We start from the raw sequence: 12,693 nt of genomic DNA, 5'->3' as shown, positions 1-12,693 counted from the left end.
TTTTCCCGCCGCAAAAAGTTGCAAAAAGTGCAAGTATTGAAATTATTATTAAATCGTACTAATTATGTTTTATATGTGGGATAAATTGCTAAATTTAGCATAAAATGCCGCATTTCGCTGGACTTCGTCGGCACGCAGAGCGGGCACGACTGTGAATCACTGCAAATATTTTAAATTAAAAAAATTAGTTTTTGACAAACTATAGTTGTTTAGGTATATACTAATATATTTTTAAATTGTCAATTTTTATGTTGTTATTTTGCCTATCTCATGCATTACGACATCATAGCGGAACTTTGTCGATGCACATCTAGTTTGACTAACTCATATTAAATTTATAACGTTTTTTATTAGTAGTTGTTTGCCAATTAGGGTATATATAGTGGGTTGATAATTTTATATATAAATTTATAATGATATTAATATGATTGATAGGTAGTTCTTTGGAAAGAAAGTAAACATTTTTGTGTACTTTTTTGTTTAGCCAAAAAAGTACCAAAAAACCTACTTCTTTTTTGTAAAAAAGAAGCAAAAAACATTTACAACATTATAAGATATCTTATCAATAAATATTATATCCTATTCATGTTCTTTTTTGAAAAAAGAACCAAAAAATTTTTATTAAGTTTATGACGCGGGCTGTTAGCCCTTGTTTAGAATTTAAGAGTATATAGTAGGTTGATAATTTTTTATGTAAATTTATAATTGGAATTATAATCATATTAAATTGATTGAGAGGGAATAATGATGATTGATATAACGATTCTTGAACAAATTATTGATTATGATTTATTTAAAATAATTGAAGATGATTATTCAAAAGGACATTATAATATTGTAGTAACTAAATCTGTAGATTATTTTAGAGATTTATTAAGAATGAAATCTGAAGAATATAATATTGATGGTGATGATTTAATATCTAAAACTCTAAATTTAAATAAAGATAAAAAACCAAAATTAATAATAGCTGATTTGAATACAGAAACGGGTTCTAGTCAGCAAAGAGGAATTGCAAGTTTTGCTTATGGAATACATAGATATATAAGAAATCCACAATTTCATGGTCATTATTTCAATGAAGAAGATATTGTAGATATATTAATAATAATATCTTTTGTTACTAAAAAAATTAAATCTTCAGAAACAGAATATAGTAAATTGGATTTTTTTAATGAATTAAGAGATGTACATTTTGATTTAAGGGAAAAATATGTTAATATAATATTATCAAAATACCCAAAAGAAATTTTACCTGATTATATAGTATATGGCATAGATTATGTTCAGAATTATCAAATTGACTATAAAAGGTATAAATTAGTATTATCTTGGTATGTAAAAAATAATATTGATGTTAAAAACTTTTATGAAAAAATATCTAAAATTTTAGAAGTTCATGAAAATGAAAACATTATAATAATGTGGCTTTATATTTTAGGTGATAATATTTTTAATATTACTGAAAAAGCTAAATTAAGAGCTGAAAACGTTTTAATAAAGAGCCTATTAAATAGTAAAAATCATGATAAAAAATTTTATACTATAATTAGTATTTTAAATGAATGTTTTTTTTATTTAGATTTTGATAATTATATTCAGTTAGAAGAATTTATAGTTAAAAATATAAAAGAATTTAAGATACCTAAAGATTTTTATAATATAATTTTAAATATAATGATTATAAATATTGCTAAATTTTTAGAATGTGATTTTAATATTGATGAAATTATATATTACTATGTAAAAAATGATTTTTACAATATTTTGGTTTATTTTTATAAATTAAAGTCTATGCAATTGGCTCAAATTTTTTTAGATGACTTCAATAGTTTAATAATTTTTTCTTCAAAAAATTTAGATAATATGATTTCAAAATATGCTCATTGTAATAAATTAAGTAATGAAAATAAAGATAAATTAAAATGTAGATTAGATTATATTCTTAAATACTATGATAAAATTATTTTAGAAGAAAAAGAGTATTATGATGATGTTCCATTCTAATTGTTAAGTATTTGATAATAAGTCGTATGTATAGTTGACTATCTGTAAGGGTAAGCGTTACTATGGGTCGATTACAGAGATATATACGTAATGGGTTGCAGTACCGTGCGTAATGCCCTACAACTATAACATATATCCTATATAAACTCGGATACGCTTCACGAAAGTGCAAGTACAAAATTAGTACTCAATCATACTAAAATAGCCTTACATGTAATAAATTTATTAAATTAAAGCCAAATGTAGCCTTTTTGCTTCTTTGTGGCAACAAAAGAAGTGGGGTATGGGGCAAAGCCCCATATATCAAAAGAAAATATAAATTTATTTTTGACAATATATAGTTTTTAATATATATATCAAATTTATTTATTAATTACTTTTTCTAAATCTTCTTTTATACTCAAAGCCATTTTGTCATCGAAACTTGAAAATGAATTCTTTGTGTATAATATCTTCTTGTCGCTGTCAATTAGTATTATCCAAGGAAGCCATTTAACATTATACCCATCAGAAATATTTTTGTATTTATCAACATCAACCTCAGTGAAAATCAGATTATCATTTATGAACTTTTTTAGCTCTTCATTTACAAATACTTTCTCTTTAAGCTCATAACAATTCGCACACCAAACAGCAGAGAAATCTATCAGTACTGGTTTATTATTTTGTTTTGAAAGCTCTAATGCTTCATTATATGATATATAATTTGAAACTTCACTTTTTGACTTTATAAACCCGTAAGTGCTTCCTAATGCTATTGATATAATGACTACAGAAACGAATATTTTTAATTCTAATGCACTCAACATAGCAGACTTATTTTTTATTATGTAAACTAATACTGCAAATACTAATATTGTAACAGATGCTAATATATAACTTATTTTATTAAAGCCCAAAACTCCAAAAAGTATATTAGCATAATAGAAACTTATTATCATCATTAGAAAAGTGAAAATATATTTAACATATACCATCCAAGTTCCTGCTTTAGGCATTTTGGTAAGTATTGAAGCGAATGTACCAAGAACAAATAATACAGAAGCAAAACCCAAAGCATAAACAGCCATATAAAGAGCAGCAAATACAGGATTAAGAAAACCTATTTCCAATATTACTGCTATTATAGGAGCAGCACAAGGAGTGGCAACTATTCCAGCAAGAAGCCCCATTATATATTTATGAAATACTGACTGATTTTTTTTAGAGTATGCATTTGTTTTTGCAGACTGTAAAAAGCTAGGAGCTTTAATCTCGTAAAAACCTGCCATAGAAAAAGTAAAGTATAAAAATAGTAATACTAATATAGTTAAAATAATAGGATTATATCCAATACTTCCAAATAGAATAGTTTTATGAAAAGCAAATCCAGCAACAGAAACTACAGCACCCAAAAGAGTATATGTTGTTATTACTCCTAATGCAAATAATAGCGAAGCTAATACACTCGATTTTTTATTGTTTTTATCATCAGTTGTTGTTCCTAAAATTGATACAGTTATTGAAAGTAATGGATAAGTACAAGGAAGAAGTACAGATGCAAGTCCTGCTGCAAATATTAAAATTAATGTTATAAATATATTATTGCTTCCTTTTATATAATTTTCTATAGAGCTTGCATTCTCTGGTTTTTCATCAGCTATATTATTGTTTGATATATAAATTTCTTCTCCGTATATTACTTTACTTTGAGGCTGCAAACATACATTATCTTTTGCTGAGCATAATTGATAAGATACTTTTATAAAATTAATATTATTTATATTAATACCTTCTAAAATAAACTCAGTCTCACCTTTTATTATAATGTCATCATGATACTTTTCACCTTCTGGATATATTGTATTAATTTGTTTGTTGTCTGCAAAAAAGAGTATTTTATTTGCTATGATTGATTCTAAATATGCATAATAATTATTTGGTATATTTGCCTTTACTGCTAATTGATTATTATTATTTGTAATTAATGTAAAAGATATTTCTGCATTTTTATTCAAGCTGTCAAATGCATTTAAATTTATAAGATTATTATTTTGAGCCAAAGCAGTATATGCAGTAATAAAAATTACAATTATGATGTACTTTAATACTTTAAATTGATTGTTATTCATTATTATTGCTCCGTTTTCTATCATATATTTTGTTTGTGTAATATAACATTTATAGCAATAAGTTTGTTAAAAGTCAATAGTTTAATCAAAACTAAAATATTTAAGAGCCATAGATATCGTTTTTAGTTTGTTTTTGTTAATTTAAATTATAATGAATACCTATGAAACAATATAATACAAATCAGAAAAAAGATAGTATTAATGATTAATAAAGCTAAAAATAAAAAAGTGCAGGCTCTCAAATTTATACTAGTATTCGAACTTATCATTGGAAAAATAAATTAGAATAAACAGGTTCTATATAGAATAAGAGCAGTAAGCCTAAAAATAGTCCTAATAAGGTTAAAGATTATTAATAAAGAACCGAAGTTTTTAAGAAATATAAATATGGTAAACTAAAAATCAAGAAACTCTTAGAAAAAGAAAATATTATAATAGTAACTACTGCTATTGAAACAATATTAAAATATCATAATTTATTCAAAATAAGAAAAAATATAGAGGAAAGCATACTATTTATATCAAAAAGGCCAGTACTCTGTATGCTTTCACAGCGAAAAAGTACAAATAGATGTTAAACACGCTTTTTTGGATAAATACACTATTATAAGTTTACTGCTGCAGATATAGCAGAAAAAATAAGTTTTAAATATTTATATGCCAAAAACGCCGGAAAGTACTATTGATTTTATTAAATATATGCTTGAATATTTCACTTTTCATATTCATTGCATTCAGACAGACAATTGTACAGAATATACATACTGCTGTCTTAATAGTTCTAAAATAAATATTTTTGATGAATATTGTTTGAAAAATAAATTAGAACGGAAGTATATAGCAGTACATAGATATAACGGAGTAATGGAAATAGTACTTGGATAGATGAAAAAGAATTTTATTCAATATTAAATAAAAAGATAACTGTATAAATCTTAAAACAAAAATTAAAAGAATATACACATTTTTATAATCATCAGAGATTGATTTCTACTCTAGGATATATTACAATTGCTGAAAGAATAAAAAATATTACTGCAAGAAACATACAATATATACTCCATGACAAGCATAAAAATAATTTTTTTATTAACTTTTAATGTTTATTATAATTGACAATATAAATTATTTTAGTATACTAATCATAAAGCCAATAATGCGGGATTTATGAAGATATTAAAAAACAGATACAAGAAAAAAATATTAGAAATAAAAAACAATAAATCTATTATAAAAGAAAGTATTAAAAATAAATCTTTTTTTAGTAAATTTATTAATTATATAATTTTTATATTTTTATCCGCATGTAAATTTATACCAGAAATTATAATACTTTCTATTTTTTTTATATTAACATTATATTTATCAGTATCATTATACTCAAAAAAATATATATATTCTTCTATAGAAAAAATACCATATAACGATGTGGCTTTAGTACTTGGTACAAGCAAATATCTTTATAATGGAAGAATAAATATGTATTTTAAATTCAGAATGGATGCTGCTTATGAATTATACAAAAGCGGAAAAGTAAAGTATATACTTGTAAGCGGTGATAACAGATACAGATCCTACAATGAACCCAGACAAATGCGTCTTGATTTAATAAAATTAGGTGTAGATAAAAAACATATATTTCTTGATTTTGCTGGGTTTAGAACTAGAGATTCCATTATAAGAGCTAATAAAGTTTTTGAACTGACTAATTTTACTATAGTCTCTCAGCCTTTTCATAATGAAAGAGCAATACTTATAGCAAGGCAGAAAAAAATTGATGCAATAGCATATAATGCACATAATGTACGAAAATTATATAGATTAAGACAATTTCCAAGAGAAGTAGGAGCTAGGGTTTTGATGTTTATTGATATTTTATTAAACAGACCTCCTAAATTCTATGGAGACACTATAAAAATAGAAGAACATGAAAATACTATCATAAATAAAAGCAATAAATTCGATAAATCAAAAATAAAATCATAATAAATAATAAAATAAAAAGAATTCAATTTTTAAGGAAACAAAACATGACATCTCAAATTTTAACTCAATTACTTCAGGCTTTATCTCTACTTTCACTGCTTCTTCTTTTGGGAGTATTTTTAAGGGCTAAAGTAAAACTATTTCAAAAACTATATCTTCCAGCCTCGGTAATAGGAGGTTTTATAGGGCTTTTAATATCTCCAGAAATATTGGGGAGATTATCAAGCATATCAATATCAGAAGAATATATAAAAACTTATTCTCTTTTACCAGGTATTTTATCTGTTCCTATATTTGCGGCTGTACCTTTAGGAATGTTCTTAAATGAAAAGAAAAATATTAAATCTTTATATCCTACAAAGGTATTAATAGCATTTGGTATATTTCAATGTGCAAGTATGTTTCAGTCAGCTATAGGATATGCTACCAATATGTTATTTACAAAAATAAATCCTGAAATAGGAATGTACAGAACTTTCGGATACGAACTTTCTGCTGGTTTTGCAGGAGGTCATGGACTTGCTGCTGCTACTGGAAAATTGCTTGAAGGTTTTGGTATTCAACAGTGGGAAATAGCTCAGGGTGTTGCTTTAACTACTGCTACTATAGGGCTTGTAGGGGGAATGATATTCGGTATTATATTTATAAACATAGCAGTTAGAACAAATAAAACAAGCATTATAAAAAAAATAGTTAATGAAAATACTGAAAACATAAATAAAATAGATAAAAATATGGAAAGAGGATATAATAGTGATATAAATACTCAAACAAGTTTAGGACGCGAGACTTTTTTAAGCAGCTCCATAGAAACTATTACTTTTCATTTGTCTATTATATTTGCAGTATGCGGTATTGCCTATATAATTTTAAACTTTATAAAAAAAATAGGTATAGCTGGATTAGATGTTCTTCCAGTATGGACTTATTCTATGATAATAATGTTTGTTTTAAATATGCTCATAAAAAAATTAAAACTTGAATGGATGGTAGATTCAAAAGTAAAAGCAAAAATAATGGGTACATTAAGCGACTTTGCTATAGTATCTGCAATAACAAGCCTTCCTATAAAAGCTATAATACATTATATAGCTCCTATAATAGTTATGTGTATAGCGGGATTTGTATTTACTTACTTAATAGTGTTTATATTTAATAATATGCTATTTAAAAATGATTATGCATTTGAAAGAGCAATAATTTCTTGGGGTACTTTAACAGGAGTATTGATAACTGGAATGACACTTCTAAAAATATGCGACCCAGAATATAAAAGTCCTGCTCTGACAGAGTTCTCTCTTGGATTTTCTCTTATGTCAGTTACTGGTCTTTTAATAGTACCTATACTCAATACTGTACTTGCTGTAGGTTCTACTTGGGATAATTTTATTACTGCTGTAATAAGTTCAGCACTTTATTTAGCATTTGCATTTATAGTTTATTTTTTTCAAAGAAAGGTAAAAGTATAAAAATATATTTTTTGCTATGTCAAACTTTCATTAAAAATAAAATTATGAATATTTAGATTTTTTAATACATACCTAAATAACTATAATTTGTAAAAATTAATTTTTTAAATATTTGAGGGCTTCACAGTCATGCCGCATGTACATACCAACTATGACTTAAGTAAGTACTGTTGGTATGTATAGTATGGTACGCCTCACTCTGTGCATTCTGTATGCGAAAGAACTGAATTTATATAGCTTAATATATAATATAAAAATATGTACAATATCTTATATATTGATTAATAAACTAATAATGTTAATACTATAGTAAAAAATACCGTTACTTATAGTATTGATAAAAATTTTTTGTTAGTATAATATTACTTATATAATTAATAATTCCTAAGAAGGTTTATGCATGAATTTTTTAGAAATAGAATTAAATAAAGACAAAAAAATTATAAGCGAAGACTTCAAATATAGAAAAAGATTAATCGTTGTATTTATAATATCAGTACTTGTAACAACTTTACTGTTATTAAGATTATTTTATCTTCAGATAATACAAAATGAACATTATGACAGTTTGGCAAGGAATAATAAAGAACAGATAATACCTATAGATGCATACAGAGGTGAAATTTATGATAGAAACGGTATTATAGTAGCAGAAAATATAAAAACTTACACAATGTATATGATACCAGTTTATCTTCCAAAAAATTATTTTGAGAGAGAAGAATTATTATACAGAGTTTCAAAAGTATTTAATATAGATTTAGGACATATAAAATCAAGTTTAGAAAAAGTATCAAAAAACAGCTATGAATCAGTAGAAATATCAGAAAATATAAGTATGGCTCAAATGAGTTATTTGGCAGAGAGATCTGAAGAATATCCAGGAGTTTATTACGGAAGCAAATCAGTAAGACACTACCCTCTTGGAGAAACTATGACTCATGTACTTGGGTATATAGGAAACATATCGCAGGAAGAGTTTGAAAGCAAACAGGCAGAAGGATACAGAAGAAACAGCGTAATAGGTAAAGAAGGCGTTGAACAGTTTTATGATAAAGAACTTAGAGGAATAGATGGTTATGTTCAATGGATAGTTGACTCAAGAAACAGAGTAAAAGAAACTATAAGCCCAGCAATAGGAAAACCTATACCGGGAAAAAAACTTATATTAAGTATAGATTCTAAAATACAAAAGGACGCTGAAGATCTAATCAAAGGACAAGTAGGTACAGTAATAGTGTCAAAACCTACTACAGGAGAAATATTAGCTATGGTAAGCTCTCCTTGGTATGACCCTAATATATTTATAGGTAAAATAGACAGACAAAAATATGCAGAACTTATTAACAACCCTGCAAATCCATTCTGGAACAAAGCTATAAGAGGAAGATATCCCCCTGCTTCAACATTTAAACTAGTTACAGCTGTAGGAGCTTTGGCTGAAAAAAGAATAGGAGTAAATACTACAAGATACTGCGGAGGCGGTATGCTTCTTGAAAATAGGTTCTACAGATGTACTGGTCAGCATGGTTATATAAATATGTATAGAGCTATTCAGTTCTCATGCAATACATATTTCTATAACTTGGCATATGAGCTTGGTCCTAACTTCATAAAAAGATATGCTGAAATGCTAGGTTTCGGAGATATTACAGGTATAGATTTACCTGGTGAAAAAGTTGGAGTTGTTCCTAGTGCCGATTGGAAAAGAAGAAAAATCGGAGAATACTGGTGGGACGGAGATACTATTCAGTATGTTATAGGTCAGGGATACATGTCTGCTACACCTATAGCCGTACATATGTCTACTTCTGCTATAATCAATGACGGAGTTATGTACAGACCTCATGTTGTTAAAGAAATAAGAAGTTCTCAGACAGATGAGGTAATATATAATAATGATAAAATTATAATCAAAAAGCTAGATATAGATAAAAACATATTTACAGTAGTAAAAGAAGGTATGAGAATGGCTGTATCAGGCGGTACGGCAAGAAACGGTGCTTGGTCTCCTCATATAAAATTGGCTGCAAAAACAGGTACTGCTCAGAATGCCCAAGGTAAAGACCATACTTGGGTAACAATATTCGGACCTTATAATCCTAGACCTACTGATGATATGGTAGCTGTTACAGTTATGTTAGAGCATAGCGGCGGCGGAGGAGGTGCTACTGCTGGTCCTATTGCTACTGCAATGCTTCGTTCCATATTAGGCGGAGAAAATGCTGTTGAGGCTAGAAACGTTATATATGCTAGAATGCAGTATATTTATGAGCAGATAAGATTAGCAAGAGAAAAAATGAAAGAAGAACAGGAAAACGGCGAAAATCCAGAAAATATTGACGGAGAACAGCAAAAAGAAGAAGATAAAAAAGATGCAAATGAAGATGAAAGGATAAAATATGAATGATAAAAAAGAATTAAAAAAATTATTTGTCTTCGATTGGAAAATATTAGCAGCTGTTGTATTTTTAATGGCGGCTGGCGCTATAGCTGTATATTCTTCTACATATTCTCCTGAATCTGGCAAAACTAGCTGGATGTTCTTGAAATTTATATTCTTCTGTGCCACTGGAATTGTACTTATATTTATAAGTATGTTTATTAACTATACAAAATTAGCCGAACACAGAATGTCTTTATATATACCAATGCTTGGAATACTTATACTTGTATTAATACCGGGGGTTGGAACTACTGTAAACGGCAGCAGCAGCTGGTTATTTGGTATGCAGCCTTCTGAGTTTGGGAAAATTGTAGTTATAATATTTTTAGCAGGATATTTAGATCAAATAGGTGATAAAATAAAAGAAATAAAATACTTTGCTTTAGCTGGAGTATTTATTGCCATACCTATAGGTTTAGTATTACTTCAGCCAGATTTGGGCACTGTATTAGTATATTGTTTTATAGTATTTATAATGCTTTTTGTGGGAGGTGTGCCTACAAGATATATTATAGCATTAATAAGTATCGGTGTTGTCGGGCTTTCAATACCTATGTTTTTGGAATATAAAAGAATGTCTGATGATATAGATAATATACTCTTTAACTTTTTATCTCAAAGAATATATATAGGATATTTAGCTGGAATATTTCTTTTTGTATCCGCTCTTTTACTTACACTTAATTTTTATATGAACAGCAAATATGTAGGTCTTTTATCATTTACATTTTTTGTATTATTTTTATGTATGGGGGCAGCATTAACTTTTGATATAGGATTAAAAGAATATCAAAAACAAAGATTATTAGTATTTATGAATCCTCAATTAACTAGATTAAGTTCTGGATACAACATTATACAATCTCTGATAGCAGTAGGAAGCGGAGGATTATTTGGAGAAGGATTTTTAAGCGGAAGCCAATCCCAATTAAATTTCATACCGCAGCAGGTAAACGACTTTATATTCTCAAATATATGCGAAGAATGGGGATTTGTAGGAAGTGCTTTAGTAGTTTTGGCATATGCTGTTATATTTATACGCGGAACTATGGCAGCATATTTTGCCAAAGATAGATTAGGGGCATTAATAGTATCTGGGGTTATTGCCATGTTTTTATGCCATGTTATAATTAATATTGGTATGGTTGTAGGTATGATGCCTATTACTGGATTAACTTTGCCTTTTATAAGCAGCGGAGGTTCATCAATATGGACTTTTTCTATTTCTATAGGTTTAATATTTAATGTAGAAGCTAGAAGATATGTACATTAATTGATAAGCAGTTAATATGAAAAATAGTAATATTTTAACAGAAAAAGTTTTAATAGCAGATTCTAATATAGATTATGCAAGCTTTTTGCAGAAATTTTTAAGAGAATCAGGCTATCTATCTTATATAGCATTATCATATGAAGATGCCCTAAATATGGCTTATGATAAAATACCAGACTGCATACTTGTAGATTATATGCTGCCAAATGCAGGTGCTTCAAGACTCTCTGAACATATAAAAAATGATAATATATTAAAAAATATAGCCGTATTATTCTTAACTGCAACTGACAATAAAAGTGAATGCTTAAAATCTTATGAATGCGGAGCTGATGGTTTTTTTCTTAAATCTATGGATACTGATATATTATTAGCAAAAATGAAAGCATATATAAGACTAAAAAAGGCTATAGAATCTAACCTTATGTATATGAATATATTAAAGCAGGATATTGAATATGCTTCAAAACTGCAGAAGTCTATTCTCTCCTATGGCAATACTTCTATACCAAAAAATGATATATCAGTATTTCACTATGCTCCTAATGAAGTGTCTGGAGATTACAGCGGTATAAAATCTATTAATAACGGCTGGTATGCTATACTTCTTGCCGATGTATCAGGTCATGGAGTGGCTGCCAGTATGCTTACAATACTCATAAAATCATTTTTTGATTCGCATGTTATTATAGATTCTAAAAATACTCAGCCTTCTGAATTTTTAAAACAAATGAATAATTTTTTTATAGGAGAAAATTTTGATAAAAATTTATTCGCATCTGTATTTTTCGCAATATATAATAATGAAACAGGAGAATTAATATGTTCTTCTGCAGGATCTCCAAAACCAATATGTAAATCTAAAGATGAAATAATGGAAATTGATGCAGAAGGTCCTCTCATAGGTATGATGGAAGATACAGAATATACTGAAACTAAAATACAGTTAAATCATAATGATATAATCTTCATATTTACAGACGGAGCTTATGAAATATTTGATAAAGACGGTAAAATGTTTGGAGATGAACTTTTAAAAAATACATTTATAAAACATTCACATAAAGATGTTAATGTAATAAAAGACTGTATAATAAAAGAATTAAAATCTTTCTCAAATAATATATTATCTGATGATATAAGTATGATAATGTTAAGAAGAACCGAATAATATTCTAAATGTATCATTATTTTCTATAATAATATCCAATTAAATACAAAAAATCTACAGTATATTACAATTTATTAATATATATTAAATATTTTTTTATAAATACAAAGTAACCGTTTACATTTTTCAATCAAAACATTATATTACATGTGAACTAAACATAAAATAAAATACATATAAATATAAACATATATATTATTAAATGATTTATTATTATTAATATATAATAA

Annotated in this window: 8 protein-coding genes; 7 read left to right on the top strand and 1 reads right to left on the bottom strand. The window is 26.9% G+C overall.

Features of this window, described 5'->3' with window-relative positions; all coding sequences use genetic code 11:
• Window positions 1-747: 747 nt before the first annotated feature.
• Window positions 748-2,007: a TIGR02391 family protein gene (locus tag Q1X91_RS12310; protein ID WP_300757933.1), complete on the top strand. Its 1,260-nt coding sequence runs from the start codon at window positions 748-750 to the stop codon at window positions 2,005-2,007.
• Between the two features lie 362 nt (window positions 2,008-2,369).
• Here Q1X91_RS12310 and Q1X91_RS12305 read toward each other — a convergent pair whose 3' ends face one another.
• Window positions 2,370-4,118, bottom strand: coding sequence for a thioredoxin family protein (locus Q1X91_RS12305; RefSeq protein WP_300757930.1), 1,749 nt, complete (start codon window positions 4,116-4,118; stop codon window positions 2,370-2,372).
• 657 nt (window positions 4,119-4,775) lie between these two features.
• On the opposite strand from Q1X91_RS12305, the gene Q1X91_RS12300 reads away from it, so the two are divergent.
• The 6 genes from Q1X91_RS12300 (at window position 4,776) to Q1X91_RS12275 (ending at window position 12,463) form a co-directional block, all read left to right on the top strand.
• Window positions 4,776-5,003, top strand: coding sequence for a hypothetical protein (locus Q1X91_RS12300; RefSeq protein WP_300757927.1), 228 nt, complete (start codon window positions 4,776-4,778; stop codon window positions 5,001-5,003).
• Window positions 5,004-5,285: 282 nt separating this feature from the next.
• The gene (locus Q1X91_RS12295) at window positions 5,286-6,104 is read left to right on the top strand and encodes an ElyC/SanA/YdcF family protein (RefSeq protein WP_300757923.1); all 819 of its coding nucleotides are present in this window, start codon (window positions 5,286-5,288) and stop codon (window positions 6,102-6,104) included.
• Window positions 6,105-6,148: 44 nt separating this feature from the next.
• Entirely contained in the window at window positions 6,149-7,573 is a 1,425-nt protein-coding gene (locus Q1X91_RS12290; protein ID WP_300757920.1) for a sodium/glutamate symporter, read from the top strand.
• A gap of 400 nt (window positions 7,574-7,973) precedes the next feature.
• Entirely contained in the window at window positions 7,974-9,983 is a 2,010-nt protein-coding gene (gene mrdA / locus Q1X91_RS12285) for a penicillin-binding protein 2 (RefSeq protein WP_300757918.1), read from the top strand.
• Window positions 9,976-11,292: an FtsW/RodA/SpoVE family cell cycle protein gene (locus Q1X91_RS12280; protein WP_300757916.1), complete on the top strand. Its 1,317-nt coding sequence runs from the start codon at window positions 9,976-9,978 to the stop codon at window positions 11,290-11,292. The genes mrdA and Q1X91_RS12280 overlap by 8 nt, the downstream gene beginning before the upstream one ends.
• 16 nt (window positions 11,293-11,308) lie before the next feature.
• A complete protein-coding gene (locus Q1X91_RS12275; protein ID WP_300757913.1) occupies window positions 11,309-12,463 on the top strand; it encodes a fused response regulator/phosphatase in 1,155 nt (384 codons plus the stop codon).
• Window positions 12,464-12,693: the final 230 nt, after the last annotated feature.

Source organism: uncultured Brachyspira sp. (assembly GCF_949287625.1).
Lineage (GTDB): Bacteria > Spirochaetota > Brachyspiria > Brachyspirales > Brachyspiraceae > Brachyspira.
The sequence above is the reverse complement of the archived record's forward strand: the minus strand, read 5'-3'. Positions and strand labels throughout refer to the sequence as shown.

Excerpts from the sequence above, each read along its gene's own strand:
- Q1X91_RS12310 (WP_300757933.1), top strand. The coding sequence starts at position 748 with ATGATTGATATAACGATTCTTGAACAAATTATTGATTATGATTTATTT.
- Q1X91_RS12305 (WP_300757930.1), bottom strand. The coding sequence starts at position 4,118 with ATGAATAACAATCAATTTAAAGTATTAAAGTACATCATAATTGTAATT.
- Q1X91_RS12300 (WP_300757927.1), top strand. The coding sequence starts at position 4,776 with ATGCCAAAAACGCCGGAAAGTACTATTGATTTTATTAAATATATGCTT.
- Q1X91_RS12295 (WP_300757923.1), top strand. The coding sequence starts at position 5,286 with ATGAAGATATTAAAAAACAGATACAAGAAAAAAATATTAGAAATAAAA.
- Q1X91_RS12290 (WP_300757920.1), top strand. The coding sequence starts at position 6,149 with ATGACATCTCAAATTTTAACTCAATTACTTCAGGCTTTATCTCTACTT.
- mrdA (WP_300757918.1), top strand. The coding sequence starts at position 7,974 with ATGAATTTTTTAGAAATAGAATTAAATAAAGACAAAAAAATTATAAGC.
- Q1X91_RS12280 (WP_300757916.1), top strand. The coding sequence starts at position 9,976 with ATGAATGATAAAAAAGAATTAAAAAAATTATTTGTCTTCGATTGGAAA.
- Q1X91_RS12275 (WP_300757913.1), top strand. The coding sequence starts at position 11,309 with ATGAAAAATAGTAATATTTTAACAGAAAAAGTTTTAATAGCAGATTCT.